The following is a 19,166-nucleotide window of genomic DNA, read 5'->3' as shown; positions in this document are numbered from 1 at the left end:
GATCTGATTATAATCCTTGCAGCTGATTTTTATGAACTTTACCGATACAGGAGACATCATGAATATTATTGAATTTAAGTCCCGCTTTATAGAATTGTTGGGCAATGTTGCAAAAGGCGTTATTTTCGAGCATCGTTTTTTTGAACTGCCCTCCGAGCAAAAACCCTGGTTCGATACCGGCCTTGATGTTGAAGCAGGCGATAACTTTACCTCTTTTGCAGCCGGGCAAACGCAGTTTAAAGACCTGCCCATAACGCTGGAACCCAACTTTCAGCTGTGGTTTCGTATCGGTCAGGACGGCGAGATATTTCGCGGCACCCGCGACAGTCATAGTTTTACCGTAGCGCAATCGGGACGGCTTTATCTGGCCAGTTATTTTCCGGGGGAATGGTCCAGCAAAACCGGCGGACTGGCAACGCCGGACGAAGTATATGACATGGTCACCGGCAACTTGGCTGTGCTGCTTATCCGCTGGCAGGGCGATACGCTGGACGGCCTAAAAAGCCTTGCCGAGAACGGCGACGTGGATACCCTGATCGCAATGGAAATCGACCGGCTGGTTTCGCCGGTTATTACGCCGGAAGGCTGGGATTATCTATGGTTTACCGGACCTGCGGAAGTTTATCAGTCCCATGCAGTGCCTGCGAAAGAATCGGCCATCTGCTGTCATACCCACAATGACGGCGGCCTGTTGATAAAACCGATTTCCCTGCCGTTTAAGCCGAACACCCGCTTGCGCTGGTCCTGGAAAATGGATGTCTTACCCTCCGCTGTACGGGAAGACACCTTGCCCACCCACGACTATTTAAGCATCGCGGTCGAATTCGATAACGGCCAGGACATCACCTATTACTGGAGCGCCGAACTGCCGCCCGAAACGGTCTATCGTTGCCCGATACCGACCTGGACTCACCGCGAAACCCATGTCGTGATCCGCTCCGGTCAACAAGGCTTGGGCGAATGGTTTAATGAAGATCGGGATGTCTATCAGGACTATATCAACGCCATAGGCGGAGCAATGCCGGGCAACATCGTCAAAGTCTGGCTGATTGCGGTTAGTCTTTTTCAGCATGAAGAAGGCGTGTGCCAATATGCAGACATCAGCTTTCTGAACGATGACCGTGTGGTGCCTGTGCAATGATTTCATACTCACCGCACTTCAAAATCAGGAGCATTTATCCCCTCTCCTGCTGGAGAGGGTTAGGGTGAGGAGATTTAAAATCTCAATCACTATATCGGGAGCAAATATCATGAAAATTATCAGTTTAATACTGTTGGTTTATCTGGCTTTTAGTGATCCCGTGAATGCCGCTCCCCGCATTGCCATCTTAAACTTTGAGTTGCTTGACGAAACTTTGTTACCGAATACGCCGGAGGAATTGACCCGCACAGCATCGATGAAGCCCTTGCTTGAGCAGGCCATCAGGCGACTTGGCGATTATGAAATTGTTCAAATCAGCGTTAATGACCAGAATGCCGCAACCGCCGGTATAGGCTATCTGCTTAATTTTAATGACGTTGCCGCCAAACTGGGCAAGCAGTCCGGCGCAGACTGGGTAGTGGTTGGACAGCACAGCAAACACAGTTTTTTGTATTCCTATTTAATGGTGCATTTGGTCAATGTAAAAACCCTAAAGTGACGCAACGAAGCATAAATTCGCTTGCTAAAAAGCTAACTGCACGTATCGAGCAGCTCTCCGATTCGGCGTCTAAAACAACGCCTTAACTGGATAAGGTCGTAGGGTACGCTGTGCGTACCTTTCGGCTTAATCCTTCGGCCTCAATACGAGTATCTTACCCAGTGATTGAAGCCCTACCAGTTCCTCAAGCGCCAACCTGGATTGATCGAAAAGCCCCTGCCATTCGGGAAGCGTTCTTTCCCTGCCTCGGGTAGCCATGAACATCTGCATATCGAAAGCTGCACTGGAAAAATCGGCCTTCAATTCCGGAACAACCAACTCCATTAGCGCAATGCGGGCACCGGTACCCGTACTTGCGGCGACGAGATTACGCAGCACTTTTACGCAATTCTGGTCATCCATGCCATGCAGAACGGCGCTCAACAAGTAGATGTCCTTGTCGTTTTTGGCTGCGGGAACCGATTCGAGCAAGTCCCCCGCTTGGAAGGTTAATCGGGACAGAAGAGTTGGCGAGGCTTTTCCGGCCCAATAGCTTGCCGCTGTTTGAATAACCTGATTCCGGTCGAACACCAAAGCTGTCAGATGCGGATAGCGCTTTAGTATGGCTAATGATTTACTTCCCTTCGAGCCGCCCACATCGATGATTCGCTCAAATCGTCCCCAATCGAAGTCAGTGGCAAAACTGTCGCCAGTCAATGCCTCTACACTGTCCATCGCACGGGCAAACAGCGCATCGAATTCGGCATGATCGTCCATGTAGGCATAAAGCTCCCGGCCGTGAGAAATTTGAAATGGGACGTCCCCGCTACGCACTCCCTGTTCCAGCTGCTCATACCAAGGCCGGCTCATCTCAAGCGAGTTATGCATCAAAATCATTGCCCTGACATTCTTCGGGTTGTCTTCTCGCAAGTAAGTGGAAAGCGCATTGTTTTTGAAGACTTGCGGCGACACTTCTTCAAATATACCCATGGCCGCCAGCATGCGCAGCAGACGGTAGATGGCGTCCGGTTGCGCCAAGACGCGTGCCGCAATGACGTCAACTGCGAACTGCTCATCGCCCAGAACGGATGCAATGTCCAGATGTACCGCGGCATGAAGCACACGCGACTGCCAAAACGCAGAGCCAATCTGGATAAGCCGAAACGGTGGCGGCGTGATCTTGTTGGAAATATTCTGTAGCCAAGCGGCAAACTTCATCAGCTTTGCAAAGCGACGAACCGGGCCTGATTTTTTTTGTAATGACATCGCAAATCTCCTGATATTCATATCTACCACTTTGTTTAACAACGGGCTCCCTCTCCCTCCGGGAGAGGGTTGGGATGAGGGGATTAGACGCCCAAGCTATTCCGCCCTTGTCGGCGTCAAGCCCGTGGAAAACAGGTAGCCATTGAATGCGGCCAATTTTTCGAGGAAGTCGGCATCCATTGTTTGCCCCATCTGTTCTTCAAAAACATCTTTCAGCAGGATCGGCATCATTGCCAAGCTGACAAAGGCCATCCTGACAATGTCAGGGTCTAATGAAGGAGCGATTTGCCCGGCAGACTTCATATCCTCCACCTTCTTGGCCCCGCGCGTGCGCCCTCGCTCCAATAGCTGTTGAATAAAACGCCGCCCCGGTCCCTGGTTAAGGGCCAGAACTTTCAAGATTAGCTTCGGAAACTCGGGCCGTTTGGACATGGTCTCGTAATACAGCTTGAAGAAGTCTTTAACCCCATCAACGGAGTTCAGCATTTGCCCGTCCAACACGTTAAGTAGCGGGTTCATCGTGTCACGGATCATCTCCTCATATAAGCCCTCTTTGTTGCCAAAGTAGTAACGGATCATTGAGATATTGGCGTCGGCCTTTTCGGCGATCAGACGGGTCGTGACCTTGTGGTAGTCGTCGGACAGAAAACTGTCGAGAGCCGCTTTGAGCAGCCGCTCGCGTACGGGATCGGTTGCAAACTCGGGGTTGCTAAACATCACATTCTCCAATATCAGATAGTGAATTTAGATTAGCAGTTGCAAGTGGGTGTCACCATAAGTTTTGTCAATCAACTTAGGCGGTTTGATTGGTTGGGAAATTTGCTGCTTAGGGATGTTAATTCTGAACCGGATAGATGTGCCCAACAGTAGCGTAGGCCGGAATAAGGCCATCCAAGCGCATGGCGCGAGGTGGCGTTTCCGGCGAATTTGGGAGGTGTCTGCCGGAAACACCAGTTTTCGCTGCCGCTCGAACCGGCTTATTCCGGCCTACTACAGGGCTACATTGATTTTTTCAGGCTTATTTTTTATAAAACTTTTTGGTGTAGCAGGACATCAGCAGCCCCCTTACCGTTGCAATATCACTTTGTTTATTGATCTTACTGTCCTTATCACTCATAGTCGGCATCAGGCTTTTTGTTTCATCGGAAATATTACTATTGCTAAACACTGCATCAGCTGCACAATCACAGTAGGATTTGGCTTGTTCCGCAGAGCGTGTCGAACTCTCCTGCTTTATACAGTTATTAATGAAAGCCGATTTAACGAGGTTTCCATTATCCTTCTCTGCACTACATGCCGATAAGCCGAGGCATAAAGCCGCGATAAACATTAAAATTTTCTTATTCATTTTGTTCCTTATTATCGATTATTGTTATGGAGTCACATTGGGGCAAACTGTTTATGCCCGATATTCATATACATCAAAATATTGGGCAACAAAAAGATGTTGCCCGACACGTCTGGAACCCCAACGGGGTTTAAGCCGTTAGCCGGGGGTTGAGCGTAGCGACACCCCCGGATGGCATGGACAAAGAACCTCGACCCCGGCGGGGTCGCAGTAATTCGGGCTACAAATAATCCGGGTTATAATCGACACCGGATTTTTTCAGCATTTCAACCAACTCATCCCGGAACGATTTCATTTTATGGTGTTGTTCCTGATTGGCGATATATTTTGCCACAGCGTCCAGCCCGGACGCGCTAACGGTGAAAGCCGCATAACCTTCTTGCCATGCAAATTGCTTTTCTCCTAATGTATCATGAACCCACACGGAAGATGCTTTCTTCAACTCCCGCATCAGGTCTGCAAGATTGTGCGTGGATTTTAAAGACACCAGCAAATGGACATGGTCATCGATTCCACCAATTCGTTTTGAAAACCCGCCCAGTCTATGGACAATTCCACCGAGATAATCATAAAGCCGAGGACGCCATTTTGCATCTATGACGGGAGCACGGTTTTTGGTTCCAAATACGATATGGTAATGCAGGCTAAGATAGGTGGATGCCATGGTAAACTTCGCTTAAATGTTGTGTTTCTGCGACCCCGCCGGGGTCGAGGTTTTTTGTCTCATGCTATCTGGTCCGGGGGTGTCGCTACGCTCAACCCCCGGCTAACGGCTTGAACCCCGTTGGGGTTCCTGACGCGTTGGGTTTCAGCGTCACCTAAAGCGTCTAAGGTTGGAATCGTTAACTCAACATTTCCATCCAAAGGTATTGGGTTGCGAAAGGATGCAACTCAACCATGTTGTCCGACCTACCCAGCTAACCGAAAAATTGCCATTATGGAATTATCAATTTGTGTGTCTACAAGCCGAACGGGGTATGTTGTCCCGTCCGAAACGTTTTGTGTTGATTAAGCTCAACCACTTTCTAGACATCGTGGAAACGTTAGGAGCGGGGTTGCAAACTCCGCCCCGCTTGAGGTTAACGCTTCAAGCTGGGTGCGAACCCAAGTGGCGTCATCAATGCAACCCCGCTTGAAACTATGGCTTACTCTTTTTAACAACCATTGCTACACAATTTTTCAATAACTCATCCTCCGCTTTTCGTTTTTCTTCGAATTCATCATCCCTTAAAAAAATGGCTGGCATAGGGCAGCTTGATTTATATAGGTGGCACTCGGCTGGCCTGTCAGAAGAACGATCAAGAAAAACAGAGACCTCATCACCATTTCCGATAAAATCATTCGATATCTTGTAGGGTACATTTTTATGTACAACAACAGTCAGGTCATGATCACCGACTCCTCGTATATTTATTTTACATAACCCTTGTTTAGCAAGATCCCGCAGTTCATCTGCATGTTTTTTGTCCACTGGCATCACCTCTTTTATAGCGAAATTTTTTGGCTTAGTTATGAGATTATATAGTTTTACTGATAGCTCATTTATTTTATAAAACAACTCATCGGGAGGACATGGTTTCAGTGCAAAATCATCCATTCCCACTTCAAAGCATGCTTTTTTGTAATCATGGTTGCTGCTGTATGCCATGATCGGAAAATAATTTGCGATTTTCCTGATGATCTTTGTAGCTTCAATTCCGTTCATTTTTGGCATTTCAACATCCATCAAGCAAAAATCATATTTGCCGTCATTTTTCTGTGCGAATTCAATAGCCTCTATGCCATTTGATGCCATATCGAAATCATATCCCCAGTGACTCATTAGCTCAGCATGAAGCATTTGAATAATTTGGTTATCTTCAGCAATTAAAATATTCACTTCCTTTTCCTTTTTTACATAACGAGACATTCGAGCACACCCAAGCCGGACGGGGCATGTTGCCCCGTCCGAAACGTAAGGCGTTAGTTAAGTATAACCCGTGTTGCTGAAACGTTAGGAGCGGGGTTGCAAACCCCGCCCCGCTTGGAGTAAGAATGTGTTGGGTTGGGAAAAGATTGCAACCCAATCTACGATGCTAGCGCGAATCCGCCTTACAGCTTTCATCCCTAGGCGTAGGCCGGAATAAGGCCATCCAAGCGCGTAGCGCGAGGTGGCGTTTCCGGCGGATTTGGATGATGTTTACCGGAAACACCAGTTCTCGCAGCCGCTCGAACCGGCTTATTCCGGCCTACGGGGCTACATCCGCAGCGGTATTTCAGACGTCAACACTTCTACGTGTGCGTAGCCGTTGCTGGATAGAAACATCTTCAGAGCATTGGATTCAGTTTCCGGGTCTTGGCATGGTCCAATTGTTATCGTCTTAAGCGGAAGCCGATCTTTCTCCAAGAACCCAATCCTCACAAATGGAGTTAACCCGAATCTTCCTTGTCTGAACTCCGTATTCAGTACAAGCGCCGAACTGCTTGGCTGATAGATCTGCCGGTACTCAGACTCTTCTTCGAATTTTGGGTGCTTTAGGATGCACGCAATGATGTTCAATTGGGCCTGCAACATGCCTGACACATAGCCTACTTCAACTTCGCCGAAGGATTGACGAACAAAATACGCGTCAATTCTTCCAAGCAATTGATCAATGACCGACCTGGCGATGTCATCTCGGTAGATCACTGCTTCCAGAAGGGGCATGCTACCGTCGCCCGTCGCCATTCTAGTTGTTTCGAATCCGAGACTGTAACCTACACGCCCGACGGCATAATTTCGCCACTGGCTTAGGAGGTCACTTTGTGTCGAATAACATGCCACGTACGTATCAACACTGCGCAAAACTGAGAGCGCTTTCTCAAATATTGGTCTTGAGGGCTCTGGAAGGTTGGCGCGAACATGATCGGCAACAAATTCATATCCGTGGCGATTCTCGCTCGCATCATTCAATTTACCCGTATGCGTTGCCCATACGCGTCCAGAAGAAATAATGCCAATTAGTCCTGCTAGGTCAGTGTAGTGATAAATGACTGAAGCAGGACGATCAGTGATCAGGCTAGCCAATTCGGCCCTGACTGATTCTGCCCAGCCGTTTAGGTCGGATATTCTACGTTCGTACTCTATTTCATCCATCGCAACGAAGTATCTCCATATTCTCGTTTGCTGACTGGTCGTGTTGAGCTGAGCACATAACGTAATATATACGACACCAACTGTCATATAAAAAACCGCGTTGTTGTATATTCTTCATAAATCCCTCAAATAATTTATTTTTATTAAGCCAACGTTACAAAAACAGGACATGACGCACAAACAAATACAACACCATCAACCCACCAAAAATCACTTCCAAACAGGCTAGCGCCAATTGTACCCCGAATTGCAACCGCGCCGATCAGCGTACATTTTTAACTCCGGCATTAACCAATGCAGCCATTGTTACCGCCTCGCTTTGTCCTCTGGCATTCAGCCCTTCTATAACACTACGCTGGTTTTGCGAAGGTTGATTTTGACTGACTTTCCACTTGCCGATTAACCGAGTAACAACCATTTCAATCCCAACCACAGCCCCAATCAGCTTTTCGGTAAAATCCTCCGGCGCATCCGACACTGCCCACGACTCAGGAAAAGCGGCTTCGTTATGCTGTGTTAACGCTTCAAGCTGAGTACGAATCCAAGCAGCGTCATCGATGATGCGCAACAAACCGTAGGCATGAACTACCGCATAATTCCAGGTCGGAACCACCTTTCCTGCTTCCTGTTTAGTCGCATACCACGACGGGCTGATGTAAGCGTCCGGGCCGTGAAATATAGCCAGCGTCTCAACATCCGCTGCAAGCTCACGCCAGAGCGGATTTGCCCGCGCGATATGACCGCGTAACACGCCAAACGGTTCCGGCGTTGACGAAAGATGCAATGGAATGTGATTGGCGTTAATGCCGTTCGACCCGAGCGTTACCAATGTCGCAAGCGGCCGGTTGCGAATCAGCTCGTGCATAACCTCAATATTGGGCTGTTCAAATTGTGATGGTATGTACATGGGTCTACTCGGAAATAAGGACTTCGCTGATTTGAATAACCGGCTCTATGTCGGTGTAATTGGGCATGTCACCTTGCAGCACTTCGGCGTGCGGCATAAAAGCGGCCATGAAGTCTTCAGCCGAATTAAACAGTAAGTGGCACATGGCGATATAGGCGGCATCCGTTCCCGGCATTGCGCCGCCAAGCCCGCGCTCGACTGAAACGCCCTTGAATCCTGTATGGGCGCTCAAAAGCCCAATCGACAACGGCATATGCGTGTCGATGTAATAGCCCATATCGAACCGTGCGCTTGGATTGCTGGGGTACAGGATGCTGATTTTTATCATGAAGATCCGGTCAGTGGTGAATGGTGGGTTAAATAGCATGGCTTGATAGGATCATGTTTCATCGATTCGTTCAGGCGTTACTCAATGCCAGGGGATTTTTTCCTTGCAGGGGGTATTCCCAGTAAAACCGCCAGGACGCCAGACTGACGACGGTAAAACGTCTGGCAAGATTTTGTGCATCCTTGAATATCTCAAAGCGTACTGTCAACTTTATATATCAAAAACATCATGACTAAGTTGAATGCACCCAACAAAACTTCAGCTGCGATGATAGGATTATTGTAACTCGATTTTTAAATACGATATATTGAACGCAGTGAAGCTAAAAAATACGGTCTAAAACGCGAGTGCAAATGTGTTGTTACACAAGAAAGTCGCCTAAGAGCGAATCTATGCGGCTATCTCGGGTAAAGGTCTGCATCGCGCATCAATGCCATTTTAAATGAACATGCTGTTTAACCTACCACGTGGATACCATGAAACACCCTGAATTCCCGCTGATCGACGAATTAATTTATCTTAACCATGCCGCCGTAGGCCCCTGGCCCAAAAGAACCGGCGCGGCGGTAATCAAGTTTGCCGAACAAAACACCCGCTACGGTTCACACTTCTACTTGGACTGGCTAAACAAGGAAGCTGAATTACGCACCCAATTGCAGGCTTTGTTAAATGCCCCCTCCCCTGACGATATTACGCTGGTTAAAAACACCTCGGAAGCCTTGTCCTTTGTCGCCTACGGTTTGACCTGGCAGTCCGGCGACAATATTGTGTCCAGCAATGAGGAATTCCCTTCCAACAGACTGCCGTGGGAATCCTTGGCCGATCAGGGCGTGGAATTTCGCCAGGCCGACTTACACAGCGCCGATTCCCCCGAAGATGCTTTATTTGCGCTGGTCGATGGCAACACGCGCTTACTGACCATCAGTTCCATACAATTTGCCTCGGGCCTGCGTATGGACTTGGAAAGGATCGGTGAATTCTGCAAGCGACGCGGCATCCTGTTTTGCATTGACGCCATCCAGAGTCTGGGCGCGGTGCAATTTGACGTGCAGGCTTATCAGGCGGATTTTGTAATGGCCGACGGTCATAAATGGATGTTCGGCCCCGAAGGTTTGGGCGTTTTTTACACCACGCCCGAGGCCAGGGACAAGCTAAAGCTGACCCAATACGGCTGGCACATGATGAAAGACATCCACAATTATGAAAACCAGCCGTGGGAAGTTCACCCCACCGCCCGTCGTTTTGAATGCGGTAGCCCCAATATGCTGGGCATCCACGCTTTTTCCGCCAGTTTGTCTTTATTGCTGGAAACCGGCATGGCTGCGGTCGAAACGCAGGTTTTAGACAAGTCCGATTATGTAAAGGATATGATCGATAAAAACGAGCGGTTAGTCTTATTGTCGGCAAAGCAAAGTCCGCTTAAATCCGGCATTGTTATCTTTAAACACCGAACGGTTTCAAACGAGGTGTTATATAAATATTTGCAGGAAAACGGCGTGGTTTGCGCCTTGCGCGGCGGCGGCATACGATTTTCGCCTCATTTTTATAATACGTTTGAGGAAATCGACCGGGCGTTTGAGTTGATTGACTTGTTGTAAGCACACTATTTACTACGAAGACCTTAACAGCACGGAGGGCCATTCATCCCGGGGTGATAATCCTGATATATCCTGATGGTTGGCACGTCAACCATCAGGACTATTATTTGTCAATACGCAATCGACCCAACTTGCGCTTCATTAGAACTACCGACATGATGATACGCGTTGAAAATGCAGTAAAAATAACTCAACAGCACTTTTCACTACATCTTCAACAAAATAATTACTTCAATGCTATTAATTCACATGAGGAAACAGTTATGAAAAGTACTTATATCGGTTTGGCCTTGGCCGCTTGCCTGAGCATCGTTTCTACACCCTTATTGGCGGAAGTTGTGCCGGCGCCTGAACATCCCGCAAATATCTCTGCGCCTGCTACATCACCTACAGAGCATCAGGAAGCGGCAGCGCTTCATAAGAAACACGCGGAACATCACAAAGGAATGGCAGTACATCATGAATCGGTGGCCGCAGAATATGGTAAAGCGGGACATCCTGAATTGAAAAAGCACCACGAAGCGATGGCTAAACACCATGAAGCGCTGGCCAAGGAACATGAAAAAGCAGCCGAAAATCATGAAAAGATGGCAAAACCCAAGTAATCCGAGCATTATTTAATATTTTTTAGGACCGGGTAATGATGCGAAATCGAACTAAACAATACGCAATAGTGGGTTTATTTTTTGCTCTATTACTCGGTTTAATACCCACCACAAAAGTAATAGCCGAGGATTTACAACCCCCGCAACAAATCATCCAAAGTGTTTCGGCACAATTACAGCAAAAACTGAAGGACAAATCCTTTACCAGGAATTTTGCACAAGTTACGCAATTCGTTAATGGCGTTATTTACCCCCATACCGATTTCGACAGAATCGCACCGTTAGTTCTGGGGAAACATTGGAAAACAGCAACGTCTGGTGAGCAGGAGCGTTTTAAACATGAGTTCCAGACCCTGATCGTAAGAACCTATTCCAGGGCGTTTGTAGAATATAACGACTGGACCATGCGTTTCATGCCGCTTGAAATGTCAAATGAAGCCACAAAAGTCGTCGTCAAAACAGAGGTTCTGCAACCCGGCCTGCAACCTGTTGACGTAAATTACCGGATGCTCCTGACTAAAGGCGAATGGAAAGTCTACGATATTATGATTGATGGCGTGAGTCTGGTGACTAATTACCGTTCAACTTTTAATGACGAAATTCAAACCAAAGGTTCATTAAGCGCCGTTATCGATAACCTGGTTAAACGTAATGCCGAAGCGCTTTCAGCAAAAGACTCCTGATGACAGAGTTTAACCGCAAGCTAAAAAACTTCGTTCACACCTTGGCGCTTTTTCTTTGCATGGGCGTCATTTTGTCATTAGTGGGTTTTATTTTGGCCGGTGTCGATGGCATTTTGTGGGCGGCGGCTTTAGGTGTCCTGATATTGGTTATCAGCCCGAACATATCCCCCGCTTTCATATTTGCCCTGTATGGAGGTAGATTGCTATCGGCGAATGATGCCCCCGGTCTTTATCAGGTAACACAGGAGTTGGCCGCTCGTGCCGATTTGCCTGCGCCGCCCGAGCTTTACTACCTGCCCAGTCAACTTATGAATGCTTTCTCGGTAGGTACGTCGGCAAATCCGGCGATCGGTCTTAGTGATTCGCTGCTGCATACACTGAGCATGAGAGAGATTATTGCAGTACTGGCACACGAAATCAGTCATATCCAGCATAATGATGTGCGGGTGATGACTTATGCCGATGTCCTCAACCGGATCACCAACACCTTGTCTTTGACTGGTTTTTTGCTGATTTTTTTAAATCTGCCGCTGTATTTTCTGGGCTTGGTGACGATTTCCTGGTTTGCATTAGGCGTGCTGATTGTGGCACCGACCATTATGGGTTTCCTGCAACTTTCATTATCCAGAATGAAAGAGTTTGATGCCGATCGCCAAGCCGTTTTATTAACGGGCGACCCCGAAGGGCTGGCAATGGCATTAAGTAAACTGGAAGTCTATGAGTCCTCGATTTTCGACATTCTGTTGGGTCGAGGTCATAGAGGATCGATTCCCTCCGTACTCAGAACGCACCCGGACACCGAAGAAAGAATAAAACGGCTGTTAAGTTTGAAAGAGCTTTCGAAACAAACCCTGAAATATTCGAACCATAACGGATTTTCCGTACCCGTCCATTATCAAAAATCAATTAGAAAACCCCGCAGGCATTTGGGCGGGTTTTGGTATTAAACTCCGTAGCTAATCCTCGGATTTACTGACAGACTCATTGCGCTGGTTCCCAATCTCCAGATTGGGAACATCAAAGGCGAGGCTCTAGCTTCGCGACACGGGAAGCTAGAGCCTCCACACCTAGATCCCAAGCTCAAGCTTGGAATCTAGGAGACTGTCGGATTTAGCAGTGCAAAAAGTGTTAAAATAACCCTATCGAAACACCAAATCAAAAAACAAAAATGGCTACCCAATTCATCCTGATTGATCGCGATACCCCCTACATTCTGCCCCCGTGTGTTCAGGATTATTTGCCTGAAGATCATATGGCCCGTTTTGTTGTCGAGATTGTCGATCAACTGGATTTACGGACGCTATCAGCCGTCTATGCGGGCAAAGGAAAGCGCCCCTATCATCCGGCGATGCTGTTGGCGTTGCTGTTCTACGGTTACGCGACCGGCGTATTTTCCAGTCGCAAACTGGAGAAAGCCACTCATGACTCGATGGCCTTTAAATACATCTGCGCCAACGAAAACCCAGATCACGACACCATCAACAGCTTTCGCAAGCGCTTTGGCAAAGAGATCGAAAGCCTATTTGTCGAGATATTGGTACTTGCACAAACCTTGGGGCTGCTTAAGCTGGGTACGGTGAGCCTGGACGGCACCAAGATTAAAGCCAATGCCAGCAAGCATAAAGCCTTGAGCTGGGATTACGCCAATCAACTGGAAGCCCAGTTCAAACAGGAAGTTGAAACCTTGATGAAACTGGCTGAAGCCGCCGACAATTCCCCGCTTCCAGAAGACATGGATGTACCCAAGGAACTCAAACGCCGCCAAGACCGTTTAGCAGTGATTGCCAAAGCCAAACAGGAAATCCAGGCCCGTGCCAAGGCGCGTTACGCGCAAGAAAAGGCCGAGTATGACGAAAAGCAGGCTAAGCGTGAACAACACCTGAGTGAAACCGGCAAGAAAATGGGCGGCAAAGCCCCCCAAGCGCCTACCGATGCGCCTCAAGGTAAAGATCAAGTCAGCCTGACCGATGAAGAGTCCCGCATCATGCCGACCCCTAATGGTTTTGAACAAGCCTATAACGCCCAAGCCAGTGTTGATATTGCCACCCACCTGATCGTTGCTCATCACATCACCCAACACACCAACGACAAACAAGAAATCGAACCGGCCTTAGCCAAACTGGAACAGCTCCCGGAATGCTTGGGGAGTGTTGACAACCTGTTGGCCGACACCGGCTACTTCAGCCAAGCCAATGTAAAGGCGTGTGCTGATGCAAAGATAAAACCGTACATCGCCCAAAAGCGGCAAAGCCATAACCAAGCCCTTGACGCCCGGTTTCAGCATCAGCCGGAAATAGGCGAAAGCACCTTACCGCCGGTTGAGGCCATGACCCATCGCTTAACAACCAAAGCGGGCAAAGCACTCTACGGCAAGCGAAAATCTACTGTCGAAACCGTGTTTGGCATCATTAAACACGTCCAGGGATTCAGGCAATTCCAGCTTCGAGGCCTGGAATCCGTCCAAAGTGAATGGAATTTAGTCTGTATAGGCTGGAATTTAAAAAGAATGCATGTATTAAGAGGGTGAGAGAGGAAAAAGAGCATTGAGCTGCCCATAAAACAGAACTATGGGCATTAAAAATCCCAATAAACCACTTTTTTAAATTTTAATCGTGATTAAGTGGGGAGGCTCGCTCTATTAATCCGACAGCCTCCTAGCGAAAACACTCATGAAAACTATGTGTTTACATTCCTGGCAGCAGCGACAATTACAGCCAGATGGAAAAACAACCTATCTGCCATCATGCCTCGGCGGCTTTGCCTTACATGTAGTTGGCGGTTACTTGCTTCTGATACGGGTTGCAGCATTTGTGTACCATGACGACTCCAGTTCTGCCGGGTCTATATACCCGACAAAAACCGCAATCCGTTATAGTCAACCATCAATTGGATTTACTGCCAAATGCCTTCTTGATCTTGGTAAATTGCAACAACTGGGCTTCAACCTGACCGTTAAATGATTCCGGCTGATAAGCGCCCTGCTCGTTAACAGCACCAGCCTCCATGCCGGTAAGCAACTCAATGGCGTCATCTACGGTTGTGACGGCGTAAATGCTAAATTGGCCGGATTGAGCGGCATGCACCACATCCCAGCGCAGCATCAAATGTTTAATATTCGTGGCGGGAATGATCACCCCCTGAGTGCCGGTTAATCCTTTTTTGGCGCAAACATCAAAAAATCCTTCAATTTTTTCATTAACTCCGCCTATCGGTTGGACGTTGCCCAGTTGATTAACCGAACCGGTAATTGCCAAATCCTGCCGTAACGGAATCTGGGCAAGCGACGATAAAATAGCGCAAAGTTCTGCCAAAGAGGCGCTGTCGCCTTCAATGTGACCGTAGGATTGCTCAAATACCAGACTGGCGGCAATCGAGAACGGCGTTTTCCGGGAATACCGTGCGGCGATAAAGCTCGACAATATCAATACGCCTTTTGAATGAATAGCGCCGCCTAATTCGGTTTCACGTTCAATATCCACCACTTTGCCGGTGCCTAGGCGGGTGGTTGCTGTGATCCGGCAAGGTTGTCCAAAACTAAATTCACCTAGCTGTAATACCGAAAGGCCGTTGATCTGACCGGTAACCTTACCTTCAATATCAATTAATACCGTGCCTCGATGTATATTCTCATACAGTTTTTCCCTGACCTTATCCAACCGGTGCGTTTTATGGTCAATAGCCTGTTGCACATCGCTGTTGGTAATATGCTCGTGACCGTTACTATCTGCCCAATAGTCCGATTCGGTTAACAAGTCCTTGATACTACGCAGGTGGGTTAGCAGTTTTTCCGCATCACCGACCATTCTGGAGCTCTGTTCGATAACCCTGGCAACTGCGTTTTGGCTCAGTGGACGTAACTTCTCGCGGCGGGCGATAGTCGCCAGCAACCGGGCGTAGTCATGGTCGTTGTCTTCTCTGGAAACCGATTGGTCGAAATCGGCTGCGATTTTAAAAAGATCGTGAAACTCCGGGTCATATTCGCTCAGCAAATAATAAATCACCGGCTCCCCCATCAGGATAAGCTTTAAATTAAGCGGTATGGGTTCCGGTTCCAGCGATGTAGCGCTGATCAGACTGAGCGCCCGTTCCAGCGATTCGATACGAATCTCACCGGATTGTAATGTTCTTTTTAGCGTATCCCAGGCATAGGGTTGAAACAGCAGCTTTCGGGCATCGATAATCAGGTAGCCGCCATTGGCTTTATGCAACGCACCGGGTTTGATCATCGTGAAATCGGTGACTAGCGACCCCATGTAAGCCTGATGATCGATACGACCGACGAGATTGCTGTAATTCGGATGATCTTCGTAAATAACCGGAGCCGCTTTCTTGCCGCTAAAATCCACCATCAGGTTCACGCAATAACGTTTAAGCGGATTAGATTCCTGCGTTAACTCCATAAACGGCAACATTTTTTCGCTACGCGGAAGAAAATCCAGCACATGCTCGATAATATCTTTTTGAGCATCATTTAGATAACTAAGGACAGCTTCCTGTTTGGCGTATTTTTCAATCAGGTCATCTATGGAATGGTTGACGGCCTGCTCCGCAACTTCGCGGTTAAGCGCTTGCAGTTTGCGCTTGGTTTCCTTGCGCCAAATGGGGAAATTTTTCAGCAGTTTTGCCAGACGCTCCTGCAAGTCGAAAATGGTTTTTTGTATTTCATGCTGCTTGTCCTTATCAAACTTATTAAACTGCTCGGGGCTGATAATTTCGTTGTTTTCATTCGCAGGAGAAAAGGCATAACCGGTCGCGGTTTCGGTGAGGATAATATGGGCATTGGCCGCCTCTTCACGTAACTGGCTGAGTTCGCTTATTTCCCGTCGCCGCGATTCGCTTTCAAGTTCCCCCGTTCTGGATCGGTATTCATCACCGTCAAACGCTGCAGGTATGGCGATGCTCAACTCCTCAATCAATTGTTCCATATCCTGCTTGAACACCTTACCATGTCCCGGCATGAATTTAATGGCCGTCGGTTTGGCAGGCTGACTGAAGTTGTTTACATAACACCAGTCCGAAGGAATGCATTGCCGACTGGCTTCGTGTTCGACCAACTGTCGTACGGTAGTCAGTTTACCGGTGCCGGAAGGGGCCATTGCGAAGATGTTGTAACCGTTTTTATGCATGTGGATGCCTAATTTTACGGCTTCAACAGCGCGTTGCTGTCCTACGACAATATCAATATCTTCAAGCTCCTGGGTGGAGCTGAACTTTAACTGTTCGACATTACATGGTTTATAGAGTTGTGAAGGATCCAACGGTGTATTTTTCATGGGTTATATACTCTGCGTGGAAAACTCAGTTTATTAATTGGGTAGCGTTAAATATACGCCCCCTGCGTTTGATACAAAAAACAATACCTTATAGCAAGGCTTATTATCTATTTTTAGATATTGATAATTAACAACTTTAAACACAGCGATGAAATTTATATTTTAATAATAGTCGCTATTTAACCCTATTTCCAGAATATTATTACACTAAGTATTACCACCTGCCTGCTTACGACAACTGTGGTGTGTTTTTGGTTAGACAGTTAATTTAAGCCAAATGGTGCGCCTGATTTATGTGCCAATTCCTATAAGCTCCAACTTGCGTCGGTAAAATTTCATTCATTTTAGTGCTCTTCTAAAATTGCTGTGAAACTAGGTATTTACACTAATATTTTTATTCTTAATTTTTTGTTTCAATGCTCACAGTTGAATTTTTCTATGTGCGATCAAAGAATTCATACGAATCTAGCAACTTAGCTATGAGTGAGGTGAGAAGTGAGTACGCCTATCCAAGACGCTAATTTAATCATAGTGGGGTCTTTTACGCCTATAAACCTCCCAGACTGTTACACAAAAATTGCTGAACTTGCCTTCTACAAGGCAGAAAACAGAGGTTTTGAACCAGGCCATGAACTTGATGACTGGATTGAGGCAGAACGGGAATTTAATGAAATGATTGCTAAAAACACTCCTCACTAGACCCTACGTAAATTAAAGGACTTAACTTTATTTTTATATTATTGGAGATGTTATGCTGATTAACTAAATAGATGAAAAAATATACTCGGTTAACTGTCGGGTTGATAGCTACCATTTATACCGAAAAATCAAAATTAAGTAATACATTTATTACTTAATTAAAATAAAATTTATTCTTTAGGATTTTTAATTATGTCTACACAAACAAATACCGGTACAGTTAAATGGTTTAACGCCAGCAAAGGCTTTGGTTTCATTGAACAGGAAAAAGGCCCTGATGTCTTTGTTCATTACAGCAATATTAGCAGCACAGGGTTTAAGTCATTGACTGATGGGCAAAAAGTAAAATTCAATGTATCGCAAGGAAAAAAAGGCCCGCAAGCTGAAGATTTAATTGTCATCTGATGCCGCAGCAGAGTATTCATTTTCGAATTTAACCTCAATAAGGTGAGTAATATGCAAATCCCATTACAAATCACTTTTCATGGGATACCCCATTCTGATGCTGTAGAGGCTAAAATCCGTGAAAAAGCCGGCAAGCTGGATAGGTTTCATTCGCATATTATGGGCTGCCGGGTTGCGGTGGAAGCAGAGCACCACCATCATCATCAAGGCAATCAATACCATATTCGCATTGACATCACCACGCCGCGCAAAGAGTTGGTCATTAGCCGGGAGCATCATGACAAAAAGGCTCATGAAGATATTTATGTAGCCATACGTGACGCCTTTAACGCAGCGACAAGGCAATTGGAAGATTATGCACGGATTCAGCAGGGCAAGGTTAAAACGCATGACTTGCAAAGCACCGGAACCGTAAGCCGCATGTTACCGGAAAAAGATCACGGCTTTATTGAGGCTGAAGACGGGCATGAAATTTATTTCCACCGAAACAGCGTGACAGGAAGTGGATTTGATGCGTTACAAGTTGGCGATGAGATCCGTTATGTCGAAGAAACAGACGATCTCGGCCCACAAGCCAGTATTGTTTATCCCTAAGATACTGGCCTTTATAATACCCGACATTTTAATTGTCAATATGCTGGATAATAAACCCGGCATGACTTTATTTTATTTTATATCTTTAAAATCATGTCGGGTTTTTTCAATTTTAGCTCGATATGTTTCGGCATCGCCATAATCAATAAATTTCTGATAACGGCTGTGTAAGCTTTTAATACGTTTAGCATGTTTTATTGGGCACCAAAACTGCTCTGTGCGCCCGGCTATTTCTTGAAAATAACCGAATAATCCATTGGCATAACTACAATAAAAGCAATTTATTTTTTCTATGATATTAAGATAATTTAGATATTGCCTATCGAAAACAATATAATCCTGCCGTTTTACTTTAGGAATACCGTAAATAGGAAAACATATTTCCTGATATAAGCTGATAGTTATATCCATTAATACTATAGGTATAATACATATCCATATAAAAGGTACGCTAAGTATATGTTTTAGTTTTGCATCAGATATATAGCTAAATAACTGTTTGACATACCGCTTATGCCTAGCAATAACTTTTTCTTCAAAATAAATACGTCTTTTAGAAATTTCATAGGAAAACTCTTCCTGTTGCTTTTGCAACTCATCGACCAATTCATCTTCCAGGTTTTTTATTTTATCCAGTAATATTTCAATTTGTGTTGGCATAGTTAATTCCCGCTCAAAGAAGAAGTGGCGTGTAAGATTAAATAATATATAAAAATTCAGTCAATT

20 protein-coding genes are annotated in these 19,166 nt (G+C 46.4%); 10 read left to right on the top strand and 10 right to left on the bottom strand.

Features of this window, described 5'->3' with window-relative positions; genetic code table 11:
- Nucleotides 1-58 precede the first annotated feature (58 nt).
- Both METTU_RS19900 and METTU_RS19895 read left to right on the top strand, forming a co-directional pair.
- Nucleotides 59-1,141, top strand: a complete 1,083-nt coding sequence (locus METTU_RS19900; RefSeq protein ID WP_006893797.1) for a DUF3047 domain-containing protein — start codon at nucleotides 59-61, stop codon at nucleotides 1,139-1,141.
- 109 nt (nucleotides 1,142-1,250) lie between these two features.
- Nucleotides 1,251-1,640 carry a DUF2380 domain-containing protein gene (locus tag METTU_RS19895; RefSeq protein WP_006893795.1) on the top strand — a complete coding sequence of 130 codons (390 nt, stop codon included), beginning with the start codon at nucleotides 1,251-1,253 and terminating at the stop codon, nucleotides 1,638-1,640.
- Nucleotides 1,641-1,766: 126 nt separating this feature from the next.
- On the opposite strand, the gene METTU_RS19890 is transcribed toward METTU_RS19895, so the two are convergent.
- From METTU_RS19890 to METTU_RS19855, 8 genes are all read right to left on the bottom strand, one after another.
- Nucleotides 1,767-2,885 (bottom strand): methyltransferase, encoded by a 1,119-nt coding sequence (locus METTU_RS19890; RefSeq protein WP_006893794.1) that lies wholly within the window; start codon nucleotides 2,883-2,885, stop codon nucleotides 1,767-1,769.
- 96 nt (nucleotides 2,886-2,981) lie between these two features.
- Complete coding sequence (locus METTU_RS19885) at nucleotides 2,982-3,602, bottom strand: TetR/AcrR family transcriptional regulator (RefSeq protein WP_006893792.1); 621 nt, start codon at nucleotides 3,600-3,602, stop codon at nucleotides 2,982-2,984.
- Nucleotides 3,603-3,903: 301 nt separating this feature from the next.
- Nucleotides 3,904-4,233 (bottom strand): hypothetical protein, encoded by a 330-nt coding sequence (locus METTU_RS19880; protein WP_006893790.1) that lies wholly within the window; start codon nucleotides 4,231-4,233, stop codon nucleotides 3,904-3,906.
- Between the two features lie 220 nt (nucleotides 4,234-4,453).
- Entirely contained in the window at nucleotides 4,454-4,897 is a 444-nt protein-coding gene (tnpA, locus tag METTU_RS19875) for an IS200/IS605 family transposase (RefSeq protein WP_006893789.1), read from the bottom strand.
- 474 nt (nucleotides 4,898-5,371) lie between these two features.
- A complete protein-coding gene (locus tag METTU_RS19870) occupies nucleotides 5,372-6,112 on the bottom strand; it encodes a response regulator (RefSeq protein WP_006893786.1) in 741 nt (246 codons plus the stop codon).
- A 357-nt stretch (nucleotides 6,113-6,469) separates the two neighbouring features.
- Entirely contained in the window at nucleotides 6,470-7,348 is an 879-nt protein-coding gene (locus tag METTU_RS19865) for a DUF2971 domain-containing protein (protein ID WP_040581660.1), read from the bottom strand.
- 262 nt (nucleotides 7,349-7,610) lie between these two features.
- On the bottom strand, nucleotides 7,611-8,255 hold the full coding sequence (locus METTU_RS19860; RefSeq protein ID WP_006893784.1) for an FMN-binding negative transcriptional regulator: 645 nt from the start codon (nucleotides 8,253-8,255) through the stop codon (nucleotides 7,611-7,613).
- Between the two features lie 4 nt (nucleotides 8,256-8,259).
- Nucleotides 8,260-8,622, bottom strand: a complete 363-nt coding sequence (locus METTU_RS19855; protein ID WP_254258122.1) for an EthD family reductase — start codon at nucleotides 8,620-8,622, stop codon at nucleotides 8,260-8,262.
- Nucleotides 8,623-9,059: 437 nt separating this feature from the next.
- Between METTU_RS19855 and METTU_RS19850 the strand changes: the two genes are divergently transcribed.
- From METTU_RS19850 to METTU_RS19830, 5 genes are all read left to right on the top strand, one after another.
- A complete protein-coding gene (locus METTU_RS19850; RefSeq protein ID WP_006893782.1) occupies nucleotides 9,060-10,181 on the top strand; it encodes an aminotransferase class V-fold PLP-dependent enzyme in 1,122 nt (373 codons plus the stop codon).
- 155 nt (nucleotides 10,182-10,336) lie between these two features.
- Nucleotides 10,337-10,786: an acid-shock protein gene (locus tag METTU_RS19845; protein ID WP_254258120.1), complete on the top strand. Its 450-nt coding sequence runs from the start codon at nucleotides 10,337-10,339 to the stop codon at nucleotides 10,784-10,786.
- 35 nt (nucleotides 10,787-10,821) lie between these two features.
- Entirely contained in the window at nucleotides 10,822-11,469 is a 648-nt protein-coding gene (locus tag METTU_RS19840; protein WP_006893780.1) for an MlaC/ttg2D family ABC transporter substrate-binding protein, read from the top strand.
- Complete coding sequence (locus METTU_RS19835) at nucleotides 11,469-12,416, top strand: zinc metalloprotease HtpX (RefSeq protein WP_006893779.1); 948 nt, start codon at nucleotides 11,469-11,471, stop codon at nucleotides 12,414-12,416. The genes METTU_RS19840 and METTU_RS19835 overlap by 1 nt, the downstream gene beginning before the upstream one ends.
- Before the next feature lie 221 nt (nucleotides 12,417-12,637).
- Complete coding sequence (locus METTU_RS19830) at nucleotides 12,638-13,996, top strand: IS1182 family transposase (protein ID WP_006889238.1); 1,359 nt, start codon at nucleotides 12,638-12,640, stop codon at nucleotides 13,994-13,996.
- 355 nt (nucleotides 13,997-14,351) lie between these two features.
- Here METTU_RS19830 and METTU_RS19825 read toward each other — a convergent pair whose 3' ends face one another.
- Nucleotides 14,352-16,742, bottom strand: a complete 2,391-nt coding sequence (locus tag METTU_RS19825) for a Lon protease family protein (RefSeq protein WP_006893778.1) — start codon at nucleotides 16,740-16,742, stop codon at nucleotides 14,352-14,354.
- Nucleotides 16,743-17,237: 495 nt separating this feature from the next.
- Here METTU_RS19825 and METTU_RS19820 point away from each other — a divergent pair, with 495 nt between their 5' ends.
- The 3 genes from METTU_RS19820 (at nucleotide 17,238) to METTU_RS19810 (ending at nucleotide 18,440) form a co-directional block, all read left to right on the top strand.
- The gene (locus METTU_RS19820; protein ID WP_006893777.1) at nucleotides 17,238-17,441 is read left to right on the top strand and encodes a DUF2934 domain-containing protein; all 204 of its coding nucleotides are present in this window, start codon (nucleotides 17,238-17,240) and stop codon (nucleotides 17,439-17,441) included.
- A 192-nt stretch (nucleotides 17,442-17,633) separates the two neighbouring features.
- On the top strand, nucleotides 17,634-17,846 hold the full coding sequence (locus METTU_RS19815) for a cold-shock protein (protein ID WP_006893776.1): 213 nt from the start codon (nucleotides 17,634-17,636) through the stop codon (nucleotides 17,844-17,846).
- A 51-nt stretch (nucleotides 17,847-17,897) separates the two neighbouring features.
- A complete protein-coding gene (locus METTU_RS19810; RefSeq protein WP_006893775.1) occupies nucleotides 17,898-18,440 on the top strand; it encodes an HPF/RaiA family ribosome-associated protein in 543 nt (180 codons plus the stop codon).
- Between the two features lie 72 nt (nucleotides 18,441-18,512).
- Here the strand turns inward: METTU_RS19810 and METTU_RS19805 are convergent, their stop codons facing one another.
- The gene (locus METTU_RS19805; RefSeq protein WP_006893774.1) at nucleotides 18,513-19,100 is read right to left on the bottom strand and encodes a hypothetical protein; all 588 of its coding nucleotides are present in this window, start codon (nucleotides 19,098-19,100) and stop codon (nucleotides 18,513-18,515) included.
- Between the last annotated feature and the right edge of the window lie 66 nt (nucleotides 19,101-19,166).

Source organism: Methylobacter tundripaludum SV96 (assembly GCF_000190755.2).
GTDB classification, from domain to species: domain Bacteria; phylum Pseudomonadota; class Gammaproteobacteria; order Methylococcales; family Methylomonadaceae; genus Methylobacter_A; species Methylobacter_A tundripaludum.
The sequence above is the reverse complement of the archived record's forward strand: the minus strand, read 5'-3'. Positions and strand labels throughout refer to the sequence as shown.